The following is a 24,714-nucleotide window of genomic DNA, read 5'->3' on the forward strand; positions in this document are numbered from 1 at the left end:
CCTTTCCTCCTGGCGGAGCAGAGAGCGGGCAAAACAGCCCCGCTCTCGATTCGCGTCACGTGTTATTCGGTTTCCAGATCGATATCGATGCCGAGGGAACGAATTTCCTTGATCAACACGTTGAAAGACTCGGGCATGCCCGGCTCCATACGGTGATCGCCGTCCACGATGTTTTTGTACATCTTGGTCCGGCCGTTCACATCGTCCGACTTCACTGTGAGCATTTCTTGCAGAGTGTATGCGGCACCGTACGCTTCCAGTGCCCAGACCTCCATCTCCCCGAAACGCTGACCACCGAACTGCGCCTTACCACCCAGCGGCTGCTGGGTAACCAGGCTGTAAGAACCGGTAGAACGAGCGTGCATCTTGTCGTCTACCAAGTGGTTCAGCTTCAGCATGTACATGTAGCCAACGGTAACCGGGCGCTCGAACTTGTTGCCGGTACGGCCGTCGAACAGCTGCATCTGGCCGCTTTCCGGCAGGTCTGCCAGTTTCAGCATGGCCTTGATTTCGCTTTCCTTGGCACCGTCGAACACCGGAGTTGCCATTGGAACGCCGCCGCGCAGGTTCTTCGCCAGATCCAGGATTTCCTGGTCGGAGAAGGTATCCAGCTCTTCGTTGCGTCCGCCGATCTCGTTGTAGATCTCGTGCAGGAACTTACGCAGGTCAGCAACCTTGCGCTGCTCTTCGATCATACGGTTGATCTTCTCGCCCAAGCCCTTGGCCGCGAGGCCCAGGTGGGTTTCAAGGATCTGACCAACGTTCATACGCGAAGGTACGCCCAACGGGTTGAGGACGACGTCGACCGGGGTGCCATTGGCATCGTGCGGCATGTCCTCAACCGGCATGATCACGGAGACCACACCCTTGTTACCGTGACGACCGGCCATCTTGTCGCCCGGCTGGATGCGACGACGGATTGCCAGGTAAACCTTGACGATTTTCAGCACGCCTGGAGCCAGGTCATCGCCTTGCTGCAGTTTGCGCTTCTTGTCTTCGAACTTGTCGTCCAGCAGACGGCGGCGATCAACGATATAGGCCTGGGCCTTCTCGAGCTGCTCGTTCAGAGCATCTTCAGCCATGCGCAGTTTGAACCACTGACCATGCTCAAGACCGTCGAGAACTTCGTCGGTGATTTCCTGACCTTTCTTCAGACCGGCGCCGCCTTCGGCTTTGTGGCCGACCAGAGCGGAGCGCAGACGCTCGAAAGTTGCGCCTTCAACGATACGGAACTCTTCGTTCAGGTCCTTGCGGATCTCGTCGAGTTGAGTCTTCTCGATAGACAGTGCACGAGCGTCACGCTCTACACCGTCGCGGGTGAAGACTTGTACGTCGATGACGGTACCCTTGGTGCCGGTAGGCACACGCAGGGAGGTGTCTTTAACGTCGCTGGCTTTTTCACCGAAGATGGCACGCAGCAGTTTTTCTTCCGGAGTCAGTTGAGTCTCGCCTTTCGGAGTGACCTTACCAACCAGGATGTCGCCTGCGCCTACTTCAGCACCTACGTAAACGATACCGGCCTCGTCCAGCTTGTTCAGTGCGGCTTCACCCACGTTAGGGATGTCCGCAGTGATTTCCTCTGGGCCAAGCTTGGTGTCACGAGCCACACAGGTCAGTTCCTGAATGTGAATCGTGGTAAAGCGATCTTCCTGAACAACACGCTCGGACAGGCAGATGGAGTCTTCGAAGTTGAAGCCGTTCCATGCCATGAACGCGATGCGCATGTTCTGGCCCAGTGCCAGTTCACCCATATCGGTGGACGGGCCGTCAGCCATGATGTCGCTACGCTGAACCCGATCACCCTTGCTCACCAGCGGACGCTGGTTAATGCAGGTGTTCTGGTTGGAGCGGGTGTATTTGGTCAGGTTGTAGATGTCGACACCGGCTTCGCCAGTTTCAACTTCGTCATCGGCAACACGAACCACGATACGGCTGGCATCGACGGAATCGATCACGCCACCACGACGAGCCACGACGCAAACGCCGGAGTCACGGGCAACGTTACGTTCCATGCCGGTACCTACCAGCGGCTTGTCGGCACGCAGGGTCGGTACAGCTTGACGCTGCATGTTCGAGCCCATCAACGCACGGTTGGCGTCGTCGTGCTCGAGGAACGGAATCAACGACGCTGCCACCGAAACAACCTGCTTGGGCGAAACGTCCATCAAGGTGACGTCTTCTGGCGCCTTGACGGTGAACTCGTTCAGGTGACGAACAGCTACCAGTTCGTCGATCAACTGACCTTTTTCGTTCATGGTCGCCGAAGCCTGAGCGATCACGTGATCGGCCTCTTCGATTGCGGACAGGAACACGATCTCGTCGGTCACCAGACCTTCTTTCACCACACGGTACGGGCTCTCGAGGAAGCCATACTGGTTGGTGCGAGCATAGGCTGCCAGCGAGTTGATCAGACCGATGTTCGGACCTTCCGGCGTTTCAATCGGGCATACACGACCGTAATGAGTCGGGTGTACGTCACGAACTTCGAAGCCTGCGCGCTCACGGGTCAAACCGCCCGGGCCGAGTGCAGATACACGACGCTTGTGGGTAATCTCCGACAGCGGGTTGTTCTGGTCCATGAACTGAGACAGCTGGCTCGAACCGAAGAACTCCTTCACCGCAGCAGCCACTGGCTTGGCGTTGATCAGATCCTGCGGCATCAGGCCTTCGCTTTCAGCCATCGACAGACGTTCCTTGACCGCGCGCTCTACACGCACCAGGCCAACACGGAACTGGTTCTCGGCCATCTCGCCTACGCAGCGGACACGACGGTTACCCAGGTGGTCGATGTCATCGACGATGCCTTTGCCGTTACGGATGTCGACCAGGGTCTTGAGCACCGCAACGATGTCGTCCTTGTTCAGCACGCCCGAACCTTCGATTTCGGTACGACCGATACGACGGTTGAACTTCATCCGGCCGACCGCAGACAGGTCATAGCGCTCAGGACTGAAGAACAGGTTGTTGAACAGGGTCTCGGCTGCGTCTTTGGTTGGCGGCTCGCCAGGACGCATCATGCGATAGATCTCGACCAGGGCTTCCAACTGGTTGCCGGTGGAGTCGATCTTCAGCGTGTCGGAGATGAACGGACCGCAGTCGATATCGTTGGTGTACAGAGTTTCAATGCGAACAACCTGGGCCTTGGCGATTTTTGCCAGGATCTCGGTGTTCAGCTCGGTGTTGCACTCTGCCAGGATTTCGCCGGTAGCTGGATGCACGATGACCTTGGCCGTGGTGCGACCCAGAACGTAGTCGATCGGCACCTGCAGCTCTTTGATCCCGGCTTTTTCCAGCTGGTTGATGTGGCGAGCGGTGATACGACGACCCTGCTCGACAATAACCTTGCCTTTGTCATCCTGGATATCGAGGACAGCGATTTCACCGCGCAGGCGCTGAGGCACCAGTTCCAGGCTGAGATTCTCACCCTGCACATGGAAAACGTTGGTGGTGTAGAACGCGTCCAGCACTTCCTCAGTGGTATAGCCGAGCGCGCGCAGCAGTACCGATGCAGGCAGCTTGCGGCGACGGTCGATACGCACGAATACGCAGTCTTTCGGGTCGAACTCAAAGTCCAGCCACGAACCGCGGTAAGGAATGATGCGCGCGGAATAAAGCAGTTTGCCGGAGCTGTGCGTCTTGCCACGGTCGTGGTCGAAGAACACGCCCGGAGAACGGTGCAGCTGGGAAACGATTACACGCTCGGTACCGTTGATTACGAAGGTACCGTTCTCAGTCATCAGGGGGATTTCACCCATGTAGACTTCTTGCTCTTTGATGTCCTTGATCGCTTTGTTCGACGATTCTTTGTCGAAAATGATCAGGCGCACTTTTACCCGCAAAGGTACGGCGTAAGTCACACCGCGCAATACGCATTCTTTGACATCAAATGCCGGTTCGCCCAGGCGATAACCGACGTACTCCAGCGCAGCATTGCCGGAGTAGCTGATGATCGGGAAAACGGATTTGAAGGCCGCATGCAGGCCCACGTCGCGGAACTGATCTTTAGTCGCTCCCGCTTGCAAGAATTCACGATACGAATCCAGCTGGATGGCCAGGAGGTACGGCACATCCATGACGTCCGGCAACTTGCTAAAGTCCTTGCGGATACGTTTTTTCTCAGTATATGAGTAAGCCATCAGCGTTCCCCAGCTTGGTCACCTGCTTGTTTGGCCCCTCCCGACGGGAGCAGCCAGAAAATCGTGCAAACCCCATGGTTTGCGCCACCACATCGGGTGGATACAGCGCGCTATAAGCACCGACCCAGTCGGCTGCCAATAACGGAAAAAGGCCGGTGGCAAAAGCCACCAGCCATCAGCCTGTCGCTTAACGCTCGGGCTGGAGACGCAAAGTCGATGCTTACTTCAGCTCGACTTTAGCGCCTGCTTCTTCCAGAGCGGCCTTGGCTTTGTCAGCTGCGTCTTTGGCAACAGCTTCCAGAACCATGGCAGGAGCGCCGTCAACTACAGCCTTGGCTTCTTTCAGGCCCAGACCGGTCAGTTCACGTACTGCCTTGATCACGTTTACTTTCTTCTCGCCAGCTTCGGTCAGCATGACGTTGAATTCGGTTTGCTCTTCAACAACGGCGGCAGCAGCAGCTGGACCAGCGGAAGCAGCGGCAGCGGAAACGCCGAATTTCTCTTCGAAAGCTTTGATCAGCTCAACAACCTGCAGAACCGACATTTCAGCTACGGCGTTGAGGATATCGTCTTGGGAGATAGACATTACTGTATTTCCTGAATTGGGGGACGGCCTACGCGGCCATCGAAATAAACAAAAAAGCGCGAGAGGAAGTGCTCAGCCTTAGGCTGCGGCAGCTTCTTTTTGCTCGCGAACTGCAGCCAGAGTACGAGCCAGCTTGCTGGTAGCGCCTTGAATCACGCTCATCAGCTGCGAAATGGCTTCGTCGCGGGTCGGCAGTGTTGCCAGTACATCGATCTGATTAGCTGCGAGGAACTTGCCCTCGAACGCAGCTGCCTTGATCTCGAACTTGTCCTGACCCTTGGCGAATTCCTTGAACAAACGGGCAGCAGCGCCTGGATGATCTTTGGAGAACGCGATCAGGGTCGGGCCGGTGAACACGTCGTTGAGAACACTGTATTCAGTGTCAGCAACTGCGCGCTTGAGCAGGGTGTTACGTACGACACGTACGTAAACACCAGCTTCACGGGCCTCTTTACGGAGTCCGGTCATTGCGCCTACTGTTACGCCACGGGCATCAGCCACGACAGCGGACAGAGCGACTTTGGCAGCCTCGTTGACTTCAGCGACGATGGCCTTCTTGTCTTCGAGATTAATTGCCACGGGTTTAACTCCTGCTTGTTACCGTTTCATTCGGTCGAAACCGAATGTCGTTTTGGTGTCTGATTCGGTAAGGAACCGGGAGCACCATCTGCGTAGGCTTGTGGTTTAAGACTTGCGTCGCCTACGGTCTTGGACAGCCCCCGCCAGGCAGGGACCCCAATTTTTCGATTGGCGCAATCGCTTGCGCCAATCTGAGTCTTACGCGTCGAGCGAGCTCTGATCGATGACCAGACCTGGGCCCATAGTGGTGCTCAGGGTAACGCGCTTGACGTAGATGCCTTTCGAAGAAGCTGGCTTGATACGCTTCAGATCAGCGATCAGGGCTTCTACGTTTTCCTTCAGCTTGACGGCGTCGAAGCCAATCTTGCCAACGGAGGTGTGAATGATGCCGTTCTTGTCGGTGCGATAACGAACCTGACCAGCCTTGGCGTTTTTAACCGCGGTAGCTACGTCTGGCGTTACGGTGCCGACTTTAGGGTTAGGCATCAGACCACGTGGACCGAGGATCTGACCCAACTGACCCACAACGCGCATGGCATCCGGGGATGCGATAACTACGTCATAGTTCAGGTCGCCGCCTTTCATTTCAGCAGCCAGATCGTCCATACCTACGCGATCAGCACCAGCAGCCAGAGCAGCTTCAGCTGCTGGGCCCTGGGTGAAAACAGCTACACGAACGGTCTTGCCAGTGCCGTGTGGCAGCACGGTAGCGCTACGAACGACCTGGTCGGATTTACGCGGGTCAACACCCAGGTTTACAGCAACGTCGAACGACTCGCTGAACTTGACAGTCGACAGCTCGGCCAGCAGAGCGGCGGCGTCTACAAAGTTGTAGGCCTTGCCTGCTTCGATTTTGCCGGCGATAGCCTTTTGACGCTTGGTCAGCTTAGCCATTACACACCCTCCACGTTAAGGCCCATGCTACGAGCAGAACCGGCGATAGTACGCACGGCTGCATCCATATCAGCTGCAGTCAGATCCGCGTTTTTGGTTTTCGCGATTTCTTCCAGCTGGGCACGGGTAACGGTGCCAACCTTAACGGTGTTTGGACGAGCGGAACCGCTGGTCAAACCTGCAGCCTTCTTCAGCAGAACCGAAGCAGGGGTGCTTTTAGTTTCGAAGGTGAAGCTACGGTCGCTGTAGACAGTGATGATCACTGGAGTTGGCAGACCTGGCTCAAGACCCTGAGTACGGGCGTTGAAGGCCTTGCAGAATTCCATGATGTTCACGCCGTGCTGACCCAGGGCAGGACCAACAGGTGGGCTTGGGTTAGCCTGAGCGGCCTTCACTTGCAGCTTGATGTAAGCGGTAATTTTCTTGGCCATGAGGCACTCCAATTACGGGTTCTAGCGCCTCGAAAGGCTCCCCGGTTACTTGCGCGTTTATCCCAGTGACGACAAAACCCCACAGCCTAGGGCTGCGGGGTTGGGATGCCTGTTCAATCAGACCTTTTCGACCTGACTGAACTCTAGCTCTACCGGAGTAGAGCGACCGAAAATGAGCACTGCCACTTGGATCCGGCTCTTTTCGTAGTTAACTTCTTCAACCGTGCCATTAAAGTCAGCGAATGGGCCGTCAGTGACCCGAACAACTTCACCTGGCTCAAACAGTGTTTTTGGCTTCGGCTTATCGCTACCATCAGCGACGCGACGCAGAATCGCTTCTGCCTCTTTATCTGTAATCGGTGCAGGCTTGTCAGCGGTACCGCCGATGAAGCCCATCACCCGAGGGGTATCCTTGACCAAGTGCCAAGTCCCTTCGTTCATATCCATCTGTACCAGCACGTAGCCTGGAAAGAACTTGCGTTCACTTTTGCGCTTCTGGCCATTACGCATCTCAACCACTTCTTCAGTGGGGACCAGAATCTCGCCAAAGCCATCTTCCATGCCAGCCAGCTTTACGCGCTCTACCAGCGAGCGCATGACATGCTTCTCGTAACCCGAGTAAGCATGCACAACGTACCAACGCTTAGCCACGGGACACCCTTAGCCAACAATCAAGGAAACAAGCCAGCCGAGCAGGGAATCGAGCCCCCACAACAGCAACGCCATTACCAGAACAACAGCCACAACGATCAACGTGGTCTGCGTGGTTTCTTGGCGAGTCGGCCATACGACTTTACGAATCTCGGTGCGAGCTTCCTTAGCGAGTACAAAGAAAGACTTGCCCTTAGCCGTTTGCAGCCCCACAAAGGCAGCAACAGCGGCAATGGCAAGCAATGCAAGTACACGGTACAGGATCGGCGAAGCAGAGTAATACTGATTGCCAACAACGCCAACAACCACCAAAGCGACTACCACTAGCCACTTGAGCAGATCGAAGCGAGAGCCTTGAGCTTCAGCTTTAGGAGTCATCTATGAAGATCCTGTGAAAAGAAAGCCAGACACACCAAGTGAATCTGGCAGGTCAGGAGGGAATCGAACCCCCAACCTACGGTTTTGGAGACCGTCGCTCTGCCAATTGAGCTACTGACCTAAAACAAAATCAGGCCGACCATTATGCCGGCCCGAAAAAGACATTACAACTGTTTACTCGATGACTTTGGCTACGACACCAGCGCCGACGGTACGACCGCCTTCACGGATAGCGAAACGTAGACCGTCCTCCATCGCGATGGTCTTGATCAGAGTGACAGTCATCTGGATGTTGTCACCTGGCATTACCATTTCAACGCCTTCTGGCAGCTCGCAGTTACCGGTCACGTCAGTTGTACGGAAGTAGAACTGTGGACGGTAGCCTTTGAAGAACGGAGTATGACGGCCGCCTTCTTCCTTGCTCAGAACATAAACTTCTGCAGTGAACTTGGTGTGCGGCTTGACGGTACCTGGCTTGACCAGAACCTGGCCACGCTCAACGTCGTCACGCTTGGTGCCGCGCAGCAGTACGCCGCAGTTCTCGCCAGCACGACCTTCATCGAGCAGCTTGCGGAACATTTCAACGCCGGTGCAGGTAGTTTTCTGAGTGTCGCGCAGACCGACGATCTCAACTTCTTCCTGGATGCGGACGATGCCACGCTCAACACGACCAGTCACAACGGTACCGCGACCGGAGATCGAGAATACGTCTTCGATTGGCATCAGGAACGGCTTGTCGATAGCACGCTCTGGCTCTGGGATGTAGCTGTCCAGAGTTTCCACCAGCTTCTTGACAGCGGTGGTGCCCATTTCGTTGTCGTCTTGGCCGTTCAGAGCCATCAGAGCCGAACCGATGATGATTGGAGTGTCATCACCTGGGAAGTCGTAAGTGCTCAGCAGATCGCGCACTTCCATCTCAACCAGTTCCAGCAGCTCAGCGTCGTCAACCATGTCAGCCTTGTTCAGGAAGACAACGATGTACGGAACGCCTACCTGACGGGACAGCAGGATGTGCTCACGGGTTTGTGGCATCGGACCATCAGCGGCCGAGCAAACCAGGATCGCGCCGTCCATCTGGGCAGCACCAGTGATCATGTTTTTTACGTAGTCGGCGTGACCTGGGCAGTCAACGTGTGCGTAGTGACGCACGGCCGAATCGTATTCAACGTGAGCGGTGTTGATGGTGATACCGCGAGCTTTCTCTTCCGGGGCGCTGTCGATCTTGTCGAAGTCAACCTTGGCCGAACCGAAAACTTCGGAGCAGACACGGGTCAGAGCAGCGGTCAGCGTGGTTTTACCGTGGTCGACGTGACCGATGGTGCCAACGTTGACGTGCGGCTTATTACGTTCGAACTTTTCCTTAGCCATCGAAATCACCCCTAGGAGAAGAATTTAGCAAGTCACACAAACCATTAAAACAAAGGCAGATATTTTCATATCTGCCTTGTTATATGGAGCTCTTGAGCGGATTTGAACCGCTGACCTCACCCTTACCAAGGGTGTGCTCTACCAACTGAGCTACAAGAGCGAAACACTATGCACAACCTGCAAACTTGGAGCGGGTAGCGGGAATCGAACCCGCATCATCAGCTTGGAAGGCTGAGGTTCTACCACTAAACTATACCCGCGGAGCTTGCAGCTCACGCCAAAACTGGTGGAGGGGGAAGGATTCGAACCTTCGAAGTCGTAGACGTCAGATTTACAGTCTGATCCCTTTGGCCGCTCGGGAACCCCTCCTAAGCGAGCCGGCATTCTATATCATGCCAGCCTTCTGTCAAGCATTTTCTCATAAAAAACCTGAGGTTAGCTGCGTTGACGCCGCTTCGTGGCGCTAGCCATTAAAGGCCTTCGCTGCGAAGCGGGCGCCATTCTATGCAAACTACCCTGCGGGTGCAACCCCCTCACAGGGCATTATTTTATGTTTTAACTCATTGAATTCTTTAGAAAGGTTTTGAAGCAGCGTTTCATTCACCTTCATCGCGCTATCTGGCGAAATCAGAACCCAAAATCCTTCTCCCTCAGGCAGATTCGGTGAGCCCTGCGCAATGGAGCGAGCCGCGATCCCGGATGCCGCGAGCCGCTGCTCCAGCTGGCGCGCCATTTCAATCCGGGTGAAGCCACCAAGATAAACACATGCGCCTCGGCCAGCAGACTTGCCTGAATCCCGCCTTACAAGCGCATCTGCCGTTTCGCTCAAGAGATGAATATCCTGCTGCGAGCCCCGGTACAAACTCAACGGAGTCACATCTTTTGCCCGAAGCGGAGCCTCCTGTTGATGCCAGACGTAATAAAAGACATTCAAAACCACCAACAGCAGAAAAAGCCACCGCATAGGAACCTCAAGACAAAGGACAGGCCATCGCCAAACCAACAAAAACCAGATCAGGCACTACCTTGGCATCAGGCACAACACCGGATACCAAATTGGCATCTCCTCCCGTGAGAAATACTACGAAGTCGTTCCCCCAATATTCTTTAGCCAGTTCAAGCTGAGTCAGGACAAATCCTCTGAGCATGAGCATGCAACCGCGCTCCACCGCCTCTACAGTCTCGCGACCAGGGGCGAGGCTCTCGTGAGCCCGCTCGGCAGCCGTATCGTCATAGCGAATCCGCCGGGTATGAGTGCGCAACTGATTACGCATCAAAGGCATACCAGGACAAATGAACCCCCCTAAATGCTCACCATCCGCGGCCACGAAATCCGCTGTAACGGCCGTACCGAAATCGAGCACCAGGCAGGCTCCCGAAGCGAGATGGAAGCCCCCAAGCAAAGCCAACCATCGATCGAGCCCTAGCCGCTCGTAATCGTTGTAACCGTTCTTAACACCGGCCAACTCCCGAACAGGCACAGCGCGTGAGACAGACACTCCAAAAACATCAATTAGTAGAGCAACCAACGAATCCGTCTCTTGCGGAGTCCTCACGCTAACGAGACGGCATTTCTTGAGCTTAAATTTATCGGCGTCACTCAAGCTTGCCAGCAGGGCACTATCGGTACCAACCACCCCTCCTTCGATCGGTGTTACGCCGTCGAAGTCAAGGACACGCCACTTGATAAAGCTATTGCCGCAATCGAGCTCAAGAATCATCACGCAACCTCAAACTGAGCTCACCACCGCTAAAGATTTTTTCCACGCCATCTACCTTCAAACGCAGCGCGCCCTGACGATCAATGCCCATCACAACCCCGTCAACCTGGTTGATACCGGCAATCAGGGAAACATTCCGCCCCTGCCACAGATGGTATCGCTCCCATTCCTCTTGGATTGCGGAGAAACCCGACACCTGGTGGAGCCTGAGGTAATGCTGAAACTTCGCGGCCAACCGTCCAACCAGCTCGTTTCGATCAAAATCCCTGCCCGCCTCAAGGCACATGGATGTCCATTGCTGATCGACCTCATCGGTCGACCGCATATTCACATTAATCCCTACGCCGAGGACAACGTGGCAAACGTCTGCTGGATCCCCCACCAATTCAAGCAAGATGCCCGCGATTTTCTTATCACCTACCAGGACATCGTTAGGCCACTTCAGCCCAGCGCCCGCGATCCCCATATCATGCAAGGCATGCATAACCGCAAGCCCCACAACCAGGCTGAGCCCCTCAATTTGGCGCATGCCACCATCAATTCGCAGCACCAGACTGTGGTAAAGATTGTCGGCAAACGGACTCACCCACTTGCGACCACGACGACCACGACCGGCTGTCTGTCGCTCGGCCAAAATCATAAATGGCGCGCCCATTCCACGCTCTATGGCGCGAAGCGCTTCAGCGTTGGTCGAATCAATGGAGTCAAATATATGGATGGGCCACTCACAGGACTCTTTGGCGCTAATCTCAGCCGAGTCCAAAAGCAGCAGCGGCTTAGCCAGCTGATAACCTCTACCTCGAACCTTATGAACAGATAGCCCTAACTCCGCCTCCAGGTGCTGCAACTGCTTCCATACAGCACTACGACTGATACCCAGCGCAGTACCCAGCGCCTGACCCGAGTGGAAGCGGCCATCTTTCAGAAGTTTAAGCAACGTGAGCATGCAAACTGCACCTGATAATGAGGCCCGCATGATAGCGATGCGCAAGACCGTTGCATAGAAACACAAATGGTCTTTCCTGCGGGCAAAACAAAACCCCTACCTGCATCAGCAGATAGGGGTTTCGGAATTTAATCTTGACGATGACCTACTCTCACATGGGGAAACCCCACACTACCATCGGCGATGCATCGTTTCACTACTGAGTTCGGGATGGGATCAGGTGGTTCCAATGCTCTATGGTCGTCAAGAAATTCGGTAGCCAGCGCGTGCCTTGCGGTCACGTTCCAGCGAATGGGTATGCGATAGGTTTGTGTGTTGTGCGAACTTTCGGTTCATAGCGTCTTCACACACCGCAATCTGGTGCCCTGTATCGGGTCAACAAATTGCTTGGGTGTTATATGGTCAAGCCTCACGGGCAATTAGTATGGGTTAGCTCAACGCCTCACAGCGCTTACACACCCCACCTATCAACGTCGTAGTCTTCGACGGCCCTTCAGGGGACTCAAGGTCCCAGTGAGATCTCATCTTGAGGCAAGTTTCCCGCTTAGATGCTTTCAGCGGTTATCTTTTCCGAACATAGCTACCCGGCAATGCCACTGGCGTGACAACCGGAACACCAGAGGTTCGTCCACTCCGGTCCTCTCGTACTAGGAGCAGCCCCTCTCAAATCTCAAACGTCCACGGCAGATAGGGACCGAACTGTCTCACGACGTTCTAAACCCAGCTCGCGTACCACTTTAAATGGCGAACAGCCATACCCTTGGGACCGGCTTCAGCCCCAGGATGTGATGAGCCGACATCGAGGTGCCAAACACCGCCGTCGATATGAACTCTTGGGCGGTATCAGCCTGTTATCCCCGGAGTACCTTTTATCCGTTGAGCGATGGCCCTTCCATACAGAACCACCGGATCACTAAGACCTACTTTCGTACCTGCTCGACGTGTCTGTCTCGCAGTCAAGCGCGCTTTTGCCTTTATACTCTACGACCGATTTCCGACCGGTCTGAGCGCACCTTCGTACTCCTCCGTTACTCTTTAGGAGGAGACCGCCCCAGTCAAACTACCCACCATACACTGTCCTCGATCCGGATAACGGACCTGAGTTAGAACCTCAAAGTTGCCAGGGTGGTATTTCAAGGATGGCTCCACGCGAACTGGCGTCCACGCTTCAAAGCCTCCCACCTATCCTACACAAGCAAATTCAAAGTCCAGTGCAAAGCTATAGTAAAGGTTCACGGGGTCTTTCCGTCTAGCCGCGGATACACTGCATCTTCACAGCGATTTCAATTTCACTGAGTCTCGGGTGGAGACAGCGCCGCCATCGTTACGCCATTCGTGCAGGTCGGAACTTACCCGACAAGGAATTTCGCTACCTTAGGACCGTTATAGTTACGGCCGCCGTTTACCGGGGCTTCGATCAAGAGCTTCGCGTTAGCTAACCCCATCAATTAACCTTCCGGCACCGGGCAGGCGTCACACCCTATACGTCCACTTTCGTGTTTGCAGAGTGCTGTGTTTTTAATAAACAGTCGCAGCGGCCTGGTATCTTCGACCGGCGTGGGCTTACGCAGCAAGTGCTTCACCCTCACCGGCGCACCTTCTCCCGAAGTTACGGTGCCATTTTGCCTAGTTCCTTCACCCGAGTTCTCTCAAGCGCCTTGGTATTCTCTACCCAACCACCTGTGTCGGTTTGGGGTACGGTTCCTGGTTACCTGAAGCTTAGAAGCTTTTCTTGGAAGCATGGCATCAACCACTTCGTCACCCAAAGGGTAACTCGTCATCAGCTCTCGGCCTTAGAATCCCGGATTTACCTAAGATTCCAGCCTACCACCTTAAACTTGGACAACCAACGCCAAGCTGGCCTAGCCTTCTCCGTCCCTCCATCGCAATAACCAGAAGTACAGGAATATTAACCTGTTTTCCATCGACTACGCTTTTCAGCCTCGCCTTAGGGACCGACTAACCCTGCGTCGATTAACGTTGCGCAGGAAACCTTGGTCTTTCGGCGTGGGTGTTTTTCACACCCATTGTCGTTACTCATGTCAGCATTCGCACTTCTGATACCTCCAGCAAGCTTCTCAACTCACCTTCACAGGCTTACAGAACGCTCCTCTACCGCATCACCTAAGTGATACCCGTAGCTTCGGTGTATGGTTTGAGCCCCGTTACATCTTCCGCGCAGGCCGACTCGACTAGTGAGCTATTACGCTTTCTTTAAAGGGTGGCTGCTTCTAAGCCAACCTCCTAGCTGTCTAAGCCTTCCCACATCGTTTCCCACTTAACCATAACTTTGGGACCTTAGCTGACGGTCTGGGTTGTTTCCCTTTTCACGACGGACGTTAGCACCCGCCGTGTGTCTCCCATGCTCGGCACTTGTAGGTATTCGGAGTTTGCATCGGTTTGGTAAGTCGGGATGACCCCCTAGCCGAAACAGTGCTCTACCCCCTACAGTGATACATGAGGCGCTACCTAAATAGCTTTCGAGGAGAACCAGCTATCTCCGAGCTTGATTAGCCTTTCACTCCGATCCACAGGTCATCCGCTAACTTTTCAACGGTAGTCGGTTCGGTCCTCCAGTTAGTGTTACCCAACCTTCAACCTGCCCATGGATAGATCGCCCGGTTTCGGGTCTATTCCCAGCGACTAGACGCCCTATTAAGACTCGCTTTCGCTACGCCTCCCCTATTCGGTTAAGCTCGCCACTGAAAATAAGTCGCTGACCCATTATACAAAAGGTACGCAGTCACCCAACAAAGTGGGCTCCCACTGCTTGTACGCATACGGTTTCAGGATCTATTTCACTCCCCTCTCCGGGGTTCTTTTCGCCTTTCCCTCACGGTACTAGTTCACTATCGGTCAGTCAGTAGTATTTAGCCTTGGAGGATGGTCCCCCCATATTCAGACAAAGTTTCTCGTGCTCCGTCCTACTCGATTTCATGACTAAGAGATTTTCGCGTACAGGGCTATCACCCACTATGGCCGCACTTTCCAGAGCGTTCCGCTAATCTCAAAGCCACTTAAGGGCTAGTCCCCGTTCGCTCGCCACTACTAAGGGAATCTCGGTTGATTTCTTTTCCTCAGGGTACTTAGATGTTTCAGTTCCCCTGGTTCGCCTCTTGCACCTATGTATTCAGTACAAGATAACCATCTTATGATGGCTGGGTTCCCCCATTCAGACATCTCCGGATCAAAGTCTGTTTGCCGACTCCCCGAAGCTTTTCGCAGGCTACCACGTCTTTCATCGCCTCTGACTGCCAAGGCATCCACCGTATGCGCTTCTTCACTTGACCATATAACCCCAAGCAATCTGGTTATACTGTGAAGACGACATTCGCCGAAAATTCGCATGCTCTAAGAGCAACTCACAAATTTTACCTTAGCCTGATCCGTTACCAGTGAAAGTAACGTTCAGTCTATCTTTCTATCACATACCCAAATTTTTAAAGAACGATCTAATCAAAAGACTAGAAATCAACATTCACCATCACATCGATGGAATGCTCATTTCTAAGCTTTCAGAAGCAGTTTATGGTGGAGCCAAGCGGGATCGAACCGCTGACCTCCTGCGTGCAAGGCAGGCGCTCTCCCAGCTGAGCTATGGCCCCATAACAAAATTGGTGGGTCTGGGCAGATTCGAACTGCCGACCTCACCCTTATCAGGGGTGCGCTCTAACCAACTGAGCTACAGACCCAATTTCGAGCGCGTAACTGTTAGCGTTGAGCTATCAGCTTGGAGCTTAAAGCTGCTTCTATCGTCTTCTTCAATGAATCAAGCAATTCGTGTGGGAGCTCATGAAGCAGCTGCGGTCGTCGATTAAGGAGGTGATCCAGCCGCAGGTTCCCCTACGGCTACCTTGTTACGACTTCACCCCAGTCATGAATCACACCGTGGTAACCGTCCCCCCGAAGGTTAGACTAGCTACTTCTGGTGCAACCCACTCCCATGGTGTGACGGGCGGTGTGTACAAGGCCCGGGAACGTATTCACCGCGACATTCTGATTCGCGATTACTAGCGATTCCGACTTCACGCAGTCGAGTTGCAGACTGCGATCCGGACTACGATCGGTTTTGTGGGATTAGCTCCACCTCGCGGCTTGGCAACCCTCTGTACCGACCATTGTAGCACGTGTGTAGCCCAGGCCGTAAGGGCCATGATGACTTGACGTCATCCCCACCTTCCTCCGGTTTGTCACCGGCAGTCTCCTTAGAGTGCCCACCATTACGTGCTGGTAACTAAGGACAAGGGTTGCGCTCGTTACGGGACTTAACCCAACATCTCACGACACGAGCTGACGACAGCCATGCAGCACCTGTCTCAATGCTCCCGAAGGCACCAATCCATCTCTGGAAAGTTCATTGGATGTCAAGGCCTGGTAAGGTTCTTCGCGTTGCTTCGAATTAAACCACATGCTCCACCGCTTGTGCGGGCCCCCGTCAATTCATTTGAGTTTTAACCTTGCGGCCGTACTCCCCAGGCGGTCAACTTAATGCGTTAGCTGCGCCACTAAGAGCTCAAGGCTCCCAACGGCTAGTTGACATCGTTTACGGCGTGGACTACCAGGGTATCTAATCCTGTTTGCTCCCCACGCTTTCGCACCTCAGTGTCAGTATCAGTCCAGGTGGTCGCCTTCGCCACTGGTGTTCCTTCCTATATCTACGCATTTCACCGCTACACAGGAAATTCCACCACCCTCTACCATACTCTAGCTCGACAGTTTTGAATGCAGTTCCCAGGTTGAGCCCGGGGATTTCACATCCAACTTAACGAACCACCTACGCGCGCTTTACGCCCAGTAATTCCGATTAACGCTTGCACCCTCTGTATTACCGCGGCTGCTGGCACAGAGTTAGCCGGTGCTTATTCTGTCGGTAACGTCAAAACACTAACGTATTAGGTTAATGCCCTTCCTCCCAACTTAAAGTGCTTTACAATCCGAAGACCTTCTTCACACACGCGGCATGGCTGGATCAGGCTTTCGCCCATTGTCCAATATTCCCCACTGCTGCCTCCCGTAGGAGTCTGGACCGTGTCTCAGTTCCAGTGTGACTGATCATCCTCTCAGACCAGTTACGGATCGTCGCCTTGGTGAGCCATTACCTCACCAACTAGCTAATCCGACCTAGGCTCATCTGATAGCGCAAGGCCCGAAGGTCCCCTGCTTTCTCCCGTAGGACGTATGCGGTATTAGCGTCCGTTTCCGAGCGTTATCCCCCACTACCAGGCAGATTCCTAGGCTTTACTCACCCGTCCGCCGCTCTCAAGAGGTGCAAGCACCTCTCTACCGCTCGACTTGCATGTGTTAGGCCTGCCGCCAGCGTTCAATCTGAGCCATGATCAAACTCTTCAGTTCAAACATCTTTGGGTTTTGAGAAAACCCTAAACTTGGCTCAGCAATCGTTGGTTACATCTTTGATTTCTCGCGGAGTAACTTGTGATGCTGATAATCTGTTGACTAGCAGTCTGACTCCACAAGCACCCACACGAATTGCTTGATTCAGTTGTTAAAGAGCGGTGGGTTGAGCCTTTCGTCTCAACCGAGGCGCGCATTCTACAGCGCCCGGTGTATCTGTCAAGCGGTTATTTTAAGAAGTTTTCAAAGTTTCCTCTGCAACTTCAACCACTTGCGCTTCCGATCTCTCGTTAGCGGGAGGCGAATTCTACAGCGTTACTCGCTGCTGTCAACACCTCTTTTTGACGCTTTCGATCGAGAAGATCGAATCGTTAACGGAGCCAGGAAAACCGCCCCACTAACTGCTTCCCAAGCCTCGATGACCTGAAGCCCTGCGCCGCCTAAAATCGTTTAACTCATTGAAACTCAAGGAGTTTTCCGCTTCGACTGCGCCGGAAGTGGGGCGAATTATAGACGTCCAGAATTTGCCGTCAAGCACTAATTTCGGCTTTTATTCCGGCTTCAGCACGATACGCGCAAAAGCCTTCTTGCCAGCCTGACAGACATGGGTAGCGCCCAGCTTATATATATAGGCGCGATCCACCACTTCACCATCGATGCGCACGCCGCCCGAACCAAGAAGATCTCGCGCTGCTGCAGCATTCTTGACCAAGCCTGCTTTATTAAGGACGGCCGCAATCGGCATATCCTCGGCCGCAGTCAATTCGATCTCAGGCAGATCATCCGGCAATTCGCCATCCTTCATGCGGTTGCCCGCCGCACGATGAGCATTGGCCGCAGCTTCCTCACCATGGAAACGAGCAACAATCTCTTCAGCCAGCTTGATCTTGATGTCCCGCGGATTTGCCCCAGCCTCAACATCCGCACGGAATGCGTTGATCTCATCCATGGAACGGAAGCTGAGCAATTCGAAGTAACGCCACATAAGCACGTCAGGAATGGAAACCAGCTTGCCGTACATAACACCCGGCGCTTCCTGGATACCCACATAGTTACCCAACGACTTGGACATCTTCTTCACACCATCCAACCCCTCCAGCAAAGGCATGGTCAGAATGCACTGGGCTTCCTGACCATAACCACGCTGAAGCTCGCGCCCCATCAGCAGGTTGAACTTTTGATCCGTACCGCCGAGCTCGACGTCAGCACGCAATGCCACCGAGTCATAGCCCTGAACAAGCGGATAGAGGAATTCATGAATGGCGATCGGCTGACTGGTTTTATAGCGCTTGTCAAAATCATCGCGCTCGAGCATACGAGCCACGGTGTATTGGGAGGTCAGGCGAATGAAATCCGCCGGCCCCATCTGATCCATCCAGGTGGAGTTGAAAGCGACTTCGGTCTTGGCCGGATCAAGGATCTTGAAGACCTGAGTCTTGTAGGTCTCGGCATTATCAAGAACCTGCTCGCGCGTCAGCGGTGGGCGCGTCGCGCTCTTGCCACTAGGATCACCGATCATCCCAGTGAAGTCACCTATCAGGAAGATGACCTGATGCCCCAGGTCCTGGAACTGACGCAGCTTATTAATAAGCACGGTATGACCCAGGTGCAGATCGGGTGCCGTCGGGTCGAAACCAGCCTTGATACGCAGCGGCTGCCCACGCTTGAGCTTTTCAATCAGCTCGGACTCGACCAACAACTCTTCTGCACCACGCTTGATCAGCGCTAGCTGCTCTTCAACCGACTTCATAACAGACCCGCAAGGCTCAGATTCAAAGGGACCCAACCATACAAGATCGCGCACCAAATACAAGGTTTGCCGGGTGCGCGGACACCAATCCACGGACAGAGTGTCCGCGGGCTTGCTTCGCAGGTGATTTGGTTATATTTTATACAGTTATTTCATCTTCATCATGTCATTCATCTTTTCCAATTCATCTCTTCAAAAGTCAAATTACCTATGACCACAGAACCATCCAAAGCGCCGCCGCTTTACCCCAAGACCCACCTGCTCGCTGCAAGTGGTATTGCCGCCCTTCTTAGCCTGGCGCTCCTGGTGTTTCCCTCCAGCGATGTTGAAGCCAAAAAGACGACCCTAAGTCTCGAACTGGAAAGCCCTGCTGAACAACTGACACAAGATCAAGACGCTGCCGAAGCCGTCCAAGCCACAAACGAGGCCGCAGCCTCCCCCTTCGCGCAGATCGAAAACAACGCTGAAGACACGCCCGCGTCCGCCCAAGCGGAGCCTGCGATCGAAGAAAAGAAAGACCCGGGCCACCATGAGGTCATAGTTGCCAAAGGCGACACGCTCTCCACTCTCTTCGAAAAGGTTGGGCTGCCGTCGACCCTGGTCCACGAGGTCCTGGCCAGCGACAAGAAAGCCAAACAGTTCGCTCGGCTCCAGAGGGGTCAGAAACTCGAGTTCGAACTCAGCCCAGACGGACAACTGACCAGCCTGCATACCAAACTAAGTGACCTGGAAAGCATCACCCTGAGCAAAAACGACAAGGGTTATGCGTTCAACCGCGTCATCACCAAACCAACCGTGCGCTCAGCCTATGCTCACGGCGTCATTAACAGCTCATTGTCGCAATCGGCCGCACGCGCCGGCCTTTCCCATAGCCTGACAATGGACATGGCCAGCGTGTTTGGCTACGACATCGACTTCGCTCAGGATATTCGCCAGGGCGACGAGTTCGACGTCATTTACGAACAGAAAATGGTCAACGGAAAAAGCGTCGGCAACGGCCCTATTCTTTCCGCCCGCTTCACCAATCGCGGCAAGACCTACACGGCGGTGCGCTACACCAACAAACAAGGCAACAGCAGCTATTACACTGCCGACGGCAACAGCATGCGCAAGGCATTTATCCGTACGCCGGTTGATTTCGCCCGCATCAGCTCAAGATTCTCCGTAGGCCGCAAACATCCAATCCTGAACAAGATCCGCGCCCATAAAGGCGTCGACTACGCAGCTCCCCGCGGCACCCCAATCAAGGCCGCCGGAGACGGCAAAGTGCTGTTGGCCGGACGCCGGGGTGGCTATGGCAACACCGTGATCATCCAGCACGGCAACACTTACCGTACGCTGTATGGCCATATGCAGGGCTTCGCAAAAGGCGTGAAAACCGGCGGCAGCGTCAAGCAAGGCCAGGTGATTGGCTATATTGGCACTACCGGTCTGTCCACCGGGCCGCATTTGCATTATGAATTCCAGGTCAACGGCGTTCACGTTGATCCGCTGGGCCAGAAGCTCCCCATGGCCGATCCGATTGCCAAGTCCGAGCGCTCACGCTTCCTGGCTCAGAGCCAACCCTTGATGGCTCGCATGGACCAGGAAAAAGCCACCATGCTCGCCTCAAGCAAGCGCTAAACCATGGCGCACTATATCGGCGTGATGTCTGGCACCAGCCTGGATGGACTGGATATCGCGCTGATCGAACTGACTCCGGCGATCAAGTTGATCGCCACGCACTACATCCCCATGCCCGCCTCCCTGCGCACCGAAATGCTCGAGTTATGCAGCAGCGGGCCCGATGAGATCGCTCGCTCAGCCATTGCCCAACAAAACTGGGTAAGGCTGGCTGCGCAGGGCGTCCACACGCTGCTCGACGCACAGAAGCTCAAACCTGAAGGTATCCGGGCAATCGGTAGCCATGGTCAGACCATACGACACGAACCGGCCCGTGGCTTTACCGTGCAGATCGGCAACCCAGCATTGTTGAGCGAATTGACCGGCATTGCCGTCGTCAGCGATTTTCGCAGTCGCGATGTCGCTGCTGGCGGGCAAGGCGCCCCGCTGGTTCCTGCGTTTCACGAAGCACTGTTTGAAGAACGGGCCGGCAATCGCGCCGTACTGAATATCGGCGGCTTCAGCAATCTCAGCCTGATAGAACCCGAAAAGCCCGTAGCCGGTTTCGATTGCGGCCCTGGCAACGTATTGCTGGACGCCTGGATACATCAGCAACGGGGCGAGCACTTTGATCGCGATGGTCTGTGGGCTGCCAGCGGAAAAGTCGAACCGGCTCTGCTAAAGGCTCTGCTTGGCGACCCTTTCTTTGTCACTCAAGGCCCTAAAAGCACAGGGCGCGAAGTGTTCAACCTGTCCTGGCTGACCCAGCACCTGTCGCACCTACCGGTCTTCGCCCCTGAAGACGTGCAGGCAACGCTACTCGAACTGACGGCCCTGACCATCGTCCACTCACTGCAGAATGCCCAGACCAACACTCAAGAGCTGCTGGTTTGCGGCGGCGGCGCGCACAACCGCACACTCATGAAGCGGCTGGCCGACTTACTGCCAAACACCCAAGTCAGCAGCACAGCCACTTACGGTGTAGACCCGGATTGGGTCGAAGCCATGGCCTTTGCCTGGCTGGCCCATTGCTGCCTTGAAGGCATTTCAGCGAATCGCCCAAGTGTCACCGGCGCACGGGGTTTGCGCATACTCGGCGCAATCTATCCCGCCTGAATCCATTTTTCGCCGCACAGCAAAACGCCGCAGAGCCGTAAGGCGCTGCGGCGTTCTTATTTAAAGCCTCAGATCGAAAACGAAGAACCGCATCCACAGGTTGTGGTGGCGTTAGGGTTCTTGATGACGAAGCGCGACCCTTCCAGCCCTTCCTGATAATCCACCTCAGCACCCGCCAGGTACTGGAAGCTCATCGGATCGACCACGAGGCTGACACCTTCGCGTTCGACGATGGTGTCGTCATCAGCCACTTCCTCATCGAAAGTGAAGCCGTATTGAAAACCCGAACAACCGCCGCCCGTCACAAAAACGCGCAGCTTTAAACGATCATTCCCCTCCTCATCGACCAGACTCTTCACCTTGTGCGCGGCACCGTGGGTGAATTGCAAAGCCGTGGGGGTGAAGGTTTCGACGCTCATGCTGAATATCTCCCGGCGCTTACGCCGCCATAATGCGTGATGACGCGCATTATCCGCTTCTCCTAGAAAATCGGTCAACTATTTGAGAGGCAGGCGCAAACTACACGTTATGAGCTGCAAGCCTGGCGCTTCAAGCTTGCAGCCTCAGATTGGAGTTAAGGCAACATCCCAGCGTGGGACAGACCCAGACGCTCATCCAGCCCGAACAGGATGTTCAAGTTCTGCACAGCCTGGCCGGACGCGCCTTTGACCAGATTATCGATGACCGACAACACCACTACCAGATCGCCATCCTGTGGGCGATGCACCGCGATCCGGCAAACGTTAGCGCCGCGTACGCTACGAGTTTCAGGGTGGCTGCCAGCCGGCATCACATCGACGAACGGTTCGTTGGCGTAACGCTTCTCGAACAACGCTTGCAGGTCTACGGAACGGTCGACGACGGTTGCGTACAGCGTGGAGTGAATGCCCCGAATCATCGGCGTCAGGTGCGGCACAAAAGTCAGGCCGACATCCTTGCCTGCCGCGCGACGCAGCCCCTGGCGGATTTCCGGCAGATGACGGTGGCCTTTGACGGCATACGCCTTCATGCTTTCCGACGTCTCGGAGTACAACGAGCCGACACTGGCACCACGGCCGGCACCGCTGACACCCGACTTGCAGTCGGCGATCAGACGCGACGCATCAGCAAGCCCCGCCTCGAGCAGCGGCAGGAAACCCAGTTGCGTTGCCGTTGGATAGCAGCCCGGGACAGCGATCAACCGTGCCTGCCTGATTTTCTCGCGATTGACTTCCGGCAGGCCGTAGACCGCCTCGTCCAGCAGATCTGGCGCACCGTGTGGCTGACCGTACCATTTGGCCCACTCTTCAGCGTCCTGCAGACGGAAATCTGCCGACAGGTCGATGACCTTGGTCCCGGCGGCCAGCAGCTCGCCTGCCAGGGCATGGGCAACACCGTGAGGCGTGGCGAAGAACACCACATCACAGGCCCCGAGGGTCTTGATGTCCGGAACGCTGAACGCCAGGCCGTCGTAATGGCCCCGCAGGTTCGGATACATGTCGGCGACGGCCAGTCCAGCCTCGGATCGGGAGGTAATGACCACCACCTCAGCCTGCGGATGCTGTGCCAACAGACGCAGCAGTTCGACACCGGTGTAACCCGTGCCGCCGACGATACCGACCTTGACCATATACCTGCCCTCAACGAACCCACTGGAAAGCTGTCGATGATAGGGGCCGCGCGGCCCGGCGACAACCGCCAAGGTGACGTGTGGCCGCTCTAGCCTCTACTATCGGGCTACCGTGAATCTGGGAATACAAAAAAATGCTCTATCTATGGCTCAAAGCACTTCATATCATCAGCATGGTCTGCTGGTTCGCCGGCCTGTTCTACCTGCCTCGCCTGTTCGTCTATCACGCCCAAAGCGAAGACAGCGTCAGCAAAGAACGCTTCATCGTCATGGAGCGCAAGCTGTATCGCGGCATCATGGGGCCGGCGATGATCGCCACCCTCGTATTCGGCATCTGGCTGCTGAGTCTCAACGCCAGTGCCTACTTCACTCAAGGCGGCTGGATGCACGCCAAGCTGACCCTGGTGGTATTGCTGATCGGCTATCACCATATGTGCGGCGCGCAATTGAAGCGCTTCGCCCGTGGCGAAAACACCCGCAGCCATGTCTTTTATCGCTGGTTCAATGAAGTGCCGGTTCTGATATTGCTGGCTATCGTAATTCTGGTCGTGGTTCGGCCGTTCTAACTTTCAATCAGCACCACCTTATCCGGGGTACTTCCGATGTCGCTGCCCGCTCTGCTTGAACAACGTTTGCGCCTGCCCGTCGTGGCAGCGCCGATGTTTCTGATTTCCAATCCACCGCTGGTACTGGCCTGCTGCCGCAACGGAATCGTCGGCAGCTTTCCGGCGCTGAACCAGCGCGAAAGCAGTGGTTTCAAGGCTTGGCTGGAAGAAATCGAAGCGGGCCTGGCAACAATGGAAAACCCGGCACCCTATGCCGTGAACCTGATCGTCCATCATAGCAACCCACGACTTCAGGCCGACCTGGCCATCTGCATCGAACATAAGGTGCCGATTGTCATCACCAGCCTGGGCGCCGTGAAAGAACTGGTGGATGCGGTTCACAGCTATGGTGGGCTGGTATTCCACGATGTCACCACGCGCCGTCATGCTGAGAAAGCTGCCCAAGCCGGTGTCGACGGCTTGATAGCGGTCGCCGCCGGCGCAGGTGGCCACGCCGGGACCTGGAGCCCTTTCTCACTGGTCGCCGAAATCCGCCAGTTCTTCGACAAAACCCTGCTGCTTGCGGGATGTCTGAACCACGGCCATCAGATTCTGGCCGCCCAACTGCTTGGCGCGGATTTGGCCTACTTCGGCACACGCTTCATCGGCACGACCGAAAGCCATGCGCCTGACGCTTATAAAGAGATGTTGCTCACATCCAGAGCCGCAGACATCGTGCATACTCCTGCGGTGTCTGGAGTGCCGGCCAGCTTCATGCGCCAAAGCCTGGAAAACGCCGGTTTCGACCTGGCCGCCCTGCAGGGCAAGGGCGAGGTGGATTTCGGTTCCAAACTCAAGCCACTGAACGACGAAGCCAAGGCCTGGAAAACCGTATGGTCCGCAGGCCAGGGCGTGGGTGAAATCCATGATCTGCCAAGTGTCGATCAGCTAGTGACACGCCTGGATGAAGAATACCGGCAAGCGCTGGCCCGCGCGACACAACTCGGCGGCCAATGGCCCCGCTGAAATCAACCGGATCAAAACCATTGC

At 55.2% G+C, this 24,714-nt stretch carries 18 protein-coding genes, 6 tRNA genes and 3 rRNA genes; 4 read left to right on the forward strand and 23 right to left on the reverse strand.

Annotated elements, in window-relative coordinates; translation table 11 throughout:
- Positions 1 to 62: 62 nt before the first annotated feature.
- From rpoB to tyrS, 21 genes are all read right to left on the reverse strand, one after another.
- Complete coding sequence (gene rpoB, locus AC3I65_RS23585; RefSeq protein WP_047230483.1) at positions 63 to 4,136, reverse strand: DNA-directed RNA polymerase subunit beta; 4,074 nt, start codon at positions 4,134 to 4,136, stop codon at positions 63 to 65.
- A 220-nt stretch (positions 4,137 to 4,356) separates the two neighbouring features.
- A complete protein-coding gene (rplL, locus tag AC3I65_RS23590; protein WP_027617682.1) occupies positions 4,357 to 4,722 on the reverse strand; it encodes a 50S ribosomal protein L7/L12 in 366 nt (121 codons plus the stop codon).
- Between the two features lie 78 nt (positions 4,723 to 4,800).
- Positions 4,801 to 5,301 (reverse strand): 50S ribosomal protein L10, encoded by a 501-nt coding sequence (rplJ, locus tag AC3I65_RS23595; protein ID WP_047230484.1) that lies wholly within the window; start codon positions 5,299 to 5,301, stop codon positions 4,801 to 4,803.
- A gap of 198 nt (positions 5,302 to 5,499) precedes the next feature.
- Positions 5,500 to 6,195: a 50S ribosomal protein L1 gene (rplA, locus tag AC3I65_RS23600; RefSeq protein ID WP_003186095.1), complete on the reverse strand. Its 696-nt coding sequence runs from the start codon at positions 6,193 to 6,195 to the stop codon at positions 5,500 to 5,502.
- A complete protein-coding gene (rplK, locus tag AC3I65_RS23605; RefSeq protein WP_003176435.1) occupies positions 6,195 to 6,626 on the reverse strand; it encodes a 50S ribosomal protein L11 in 432 nt (143 codons plus the stop codon). The genes rplA and rplK overlap by 1 nt, the downstream gene beginning before the upstream one ends.
- Positions 6,627 to 6,743: 117 nt before the next feature.
- The gene (gene nusG / locus AC3I65_RS23610; RefSeq protein ID WP_003186097.1) at positions 6,744 to 7,277 is read right to left on the reverse strand and encodes a transcription termination/antitermination protein NusG; all 534 of its coding nucleotides are present in this window, start codon (positions 7,275 to 7,277) and stop codon (positions 6,744 to 6,746) included.
- 9 nt (positions 7,278 to 7,286) lie between these two features.
- Positions 7,287 to 7,655: a preprotein translocase subunit SecE gene (secE, locus tag AC3I65_RS23615; RefSeq protein ID WP_003186101.1), complete on the reverse strand. Its 369-nt coding sequence runs from the start codon at positions 7,653 to 7,655 to the stop codon at positions 7,287 to 7,289.
- A gap of 45 nt (positions 7,656 to 7,700) precedes the next feature.
- Positions 7,701 to 7,776 (reverse strand) — tRNA-Trp (locus AC3I65_RS23620).
- A 53-nt stretch (positions 7,777 to 7,829) separates the two neighbouring features.
- Positions 7,830 to 9,023: an elongation factor Tu gene (gene tuf / locus AC3I65_RS23625; RefSeq protein WP_003186103.1), complete on the reverse strand. Its 1,194-nt coding sequence runs from the start codon at positions 9,021 to 9,023 to the stop codon at positions 7,830 to 7,832.
- 84 nt (positions 9,024 to 9,107) lie between these two features.
- Positions 9,108 to 9,183 (reverse strand) — tRNA-Thr (locus tag AC3I65_RS23630).
- Between the two features lie 26 nt (positions 9,184 to 9,209).
- Positions 9,210 to 9,283 (reverse strand) — tRNA-Gly (locus AC3I65_RS23635).
- Between the two features lie 24 nt (positions 9,284 to 9,307).
- A tRNA-Tyr gene (locus AC3I65_RS23640) sits at positions 9,308 to 9,392 on the reverse strand.
- A gap of 142 nt (positions 9,393 to 9,534) precedes the next feature.
- Positions 9,535 to 9,987, reverse strand: a complete 453-nt coding sequence (locus AC3I65_RS23645; protein ID WP_047230552.1) for a hypothetical protein — start codon at positions 9,985 to 9,987, stop codon at positions 9,535 to 9,537.
- A gap of 7 nt (positions 9,988 to 9,994) precedes the next feature.
- On the reverse strand, positions 9,995 to 10,744 hold the full coding sequence (locus AC3I65_RS23650; protein ID WP_047230553.1) for a pantothenate kinase: 750 nt from the start codon (positions 10,742 to 10,744) through the stop codon (positions 9,995 to 9,997).
- Complete coding sequence (birA, locus tag AC3I65_RS23655; protein ID WP_047230554.1) at positions 10,734 to 11,690, reverse strand: bifunctional biotin--[acetyl-CoA-carboxylase] ligase/biotin operon repressor BirA; 957 nt, start codon at positions 11,688 to 11,690, stop codon at positions 10,734 to 10,736. The genes AC3I65_RS23650 and birA overlap by 11 nt, the downstream gene beginning before the upstream one ends.
- A 132-nt stretch (positions 11,691 to 11,822) precedes the next feature.
- Positions 11,823 to 11,938, reverse strand: a 5S ribosomal RNA gene (gene rrf / locus AC3I65_RS23660).
- 150 nt (positions 11,939 to 12,088) lie between these two features.
- Positions 12,089 to 14,980 (reverse strand): 23S ribosomal RNA (locus tag AC3I65_RS23665).
- Between the two features lie 239 nt (positions 14,981 to 15,219).
- Positions 15,220 to 15,295 (reverse strand) — tRNA-Ala (locus AC3I65_RS23670).
- Positions 15,296 to 15,305: 10 nt separating this feature from the next.
- Positions 15,306 to 15,382: transfer RNA gene (locus tag AC3I65_RS23675), tRNA-Ile, on the reverse strand.
- A gap of 123 nt (positions 15,383 to 15,505) precedes the next feature.
- Positions 15,506 to 17,042, reverse strand: a 16S ribosomal RNA gene (locus AC3I65_RS23680).
- The 16S, 23S and 5S rRNA genes sit together here with 2 tRNA genes alongside, the layout of an rRNA operon.
- 550 nt (positions 17,043 to 17,592) lie before the next feature.
- Positions 17,593 to 18,792, reverse strand: coding sequence for a tyrosine--tRNA ligase (gene tyrS, locus AC3I65_RS23685; protein WP_076383442.1), 1,200 nt, complete (start codon positions 18,790 to 18,792; stop codon positions 17,593 to 17,595).
- A 210-nt stretch (positions 18,793 to 19,002) separates the two neighbouring features.
- Here tyrS and AC3I65_RS23690 point away from each other — a divergent pair, with 210 nt between their 5' ends.
- Together AC3I65_RS23690 and AC3I65_RS23695 are read left to right on the forward strand one after the other, a co-directional pair.
- Positions 19,003 to 20,415: a peptidoglycan DD-metalloendopeptidase family protein gene (locus AC3I65_RS23690; protein ID WP_274090707.1), complete on the forward strand. Its 1,413-nt coding sequence runs from the start codon at positions 19,003 to 19,005 to the stop codon at positions 20,413 to 20,415.
- A 3-nt stretch (positions 20,416 to 20,418) separates the two neighbouring features.
- A complete protein-coding gene (locus tag AC3I65_RS23695) occupies positions 20,419 to 21,510 on the forward strand; it encodes an anhydro-N-acetylmuramic acid kinase (RefSeq protein WP_047228041.1) in 1,092 nt (363 codons plus the stop codon).
- A gap of 68 nt (positions 21,511 to 21,578) precedes the next feature.
- On the opposite strand, the gene erpA is transcribed toward AC3I65_RS23695, so the two are convergent.
- Positions 21,579 to 21,929: an iron-sulfur cluster insertion protein ErpA gene (gene erpA / locus AC3I65_RS23700; RefSeq protein ID WP_003206114.1), complete on the reverse strand. Its 351-nt coding sequence runs from the start codon at positions 21,927 to 21,929 to the stop codon at positions 21,579 to 21,581.
- A 155-nt stretch (positions 21,930 to 22,084) separates the two neighbouring features.
- Positions 22,085 to 23,119, reverse strand: coding sequence for an N-acetyl-gamma-glutamyl-phosphate reductase (gene argC, locus AC3I65_RS23705; RefSeq protein WP_047228042.1), 1,035 nt, complete (start codon positions 23,117 to 23,119; stop codon positions 22,085 to 22,087).
- Positions 23,120 to 23,253: 134 nt separating this feature from the next.
- Between argC and hemJ the strand changes: the two genes are divergently transcribed.
- Together hemJ and AC3I65_RS23715 are read left to right on the forward strand one after the other, a co-directional pair.
- Positions 23,254 to 23,685 (forward strand): protoporphyrinogen oxidase HemJ, encoded by a 432-nt coding sequence (gene hemJ, locus AC3I65_RS23710; protein WP_047228043.1) that lies wholly within the window; start codon positions 23,254 to 23,256, stop codon positions 23,683 to 23,685.
- Positions 23,686 to 23,721: 36 nt separating this feature from the next.
- Positions 23,722 to 24,690, forward strand: coding sequence for an NAD(P)H-dependent flavin oxidoreductase (locus tag AC3I65_RS23715; RefSeq protein ID WP_076383441.1), 969 nt, complete (start codon positions 23,722 to 23,724; stop codon positions 24,688 to 24,690).
- The last annotated feature ends 24 nt before the right edge of the window (positions 24,691 to 24,714 follow it).

The organism is Pseudomonas sp. N-1-13 (assembly GCF_057787095.1).

What these genes read in the sequence shown, in the direction of transcription:
- tuf (WP_003186103.1), bottom strand. Translation starts at nt 9,023, where the DNA reads ATGGCTAAGGAAAAGTTCGAACGTAATAAGCCGCACGTCAACGTTGGC.
- rplA (WP_003186095.1), bottom strand. Translation starts at nt 6,195, where the DNA reads ATGGCTAAGCTGACCAAGCGTCAAAAGGCTATCGCCGGCAAAATCGAA.
- tyrS (WP_076383442.1), bottom strand. Translation starts at nt 18,792, where the DNA reads ATGAAGTCGGTTGAAGAGCAGCTAGCGCTGATCAAGCGTGGTGCAGAA.
- AC3I65_RS23695 (WP_047228041.1), top strand. Translation starts at nt 20,419, where the DNA reads ATGGCGCACTATATCGGCGTGATGTCTGGCACCAGCCTGGATGGACTG.
- secE (WP_003186101.1), bottom strand. Translation starts at nt 7,655, where the DNA reads ATGACTCCTAAAGCTGAAGCTCAAGGCTCTCGCTTCGATCTGCTCAAG.
- birA (WP_047230554.1), bottom strand. Translation starts at nt 11,690, where the DNA reads ATGCTCACGTTGCTTAAACTTCTGAAAGATGGCCGCTTCCACTCGGGT.
- AC3I65_RS23715 (WP_076383441.1), top strand. Translation starts at nt 23,722, where the DNA reads ATGTCGCTGCCCGCTCTGCTTGAACAACGTTTGCGCCTGCCCGTCGTG.
- argC (WP_047228042.1), bottom strand. Translation starts at nt 23,119, where the DNA reads ATGGTCAAGGTCGGTATCGTCGGCGGCACGGGTTACACCGGTGTCGAA.
- hemJ (WP_047228043.1), top strand. Translation starts at nt 23,254, where the DNA reads ATGCTCTATCTATGGCTCAAAGCACTTCATATCATCAGCATGGTCTGC.
- AC3I65_RS23690 (WP_274090707.1), top strand. Translation starts at nt 19,003, where the DNA reads ATGACCACAGAACCATCCAAAGCGCCGCCGCTTTACCCCAAGACCCAC.
- erpA (WP_003206114.1), bottom strand. Translation starts at nt 21,929, where the DNA reads ATGAGCGTCGAAACCTTCACCCCCACGGCTTTGCAATTCACCCACGGT.
- rplL (WP_027617682.1), bottom strand. Translation starts at nt 4,722, where the DNA reads ATGTCTATCTCCCAAGACGATATCCTCAACGCCGTAGCTGAAATGTCG.
- AC3I65_RS23645 (WP_047230552.1), bottom strand. Translation starts at nt 9,987, where the DNA reads ATGCGGTGGCTTTTTCTGCTGTTGGTGGTTTTGAATGTCTTTTATTAC.
- rpoB (WP_047230483.1), bottom strand. Translation starts at nt 4,136, where the DNA reads ATGGCTTACTCATATACTGAGAAAAAACGTATCCGCAAGGACTTTAGC.
- AC3I65_RS23650 (WP_047230553.1), bottom strand. Translation starts at nt 10,744, where the DNA reads ATGATTCTTGAGCTCGATTGCGGCAATAGCTTTATCAAGTGGCGTGTC.
- rplK (WP_003176435.1), bottom strand. Translation starts at nt 6,626, where the DNA reads ATGGCCAAGAAAATTACCGCTTACATCAAGCTGCAAGTGAAGGCCGCT.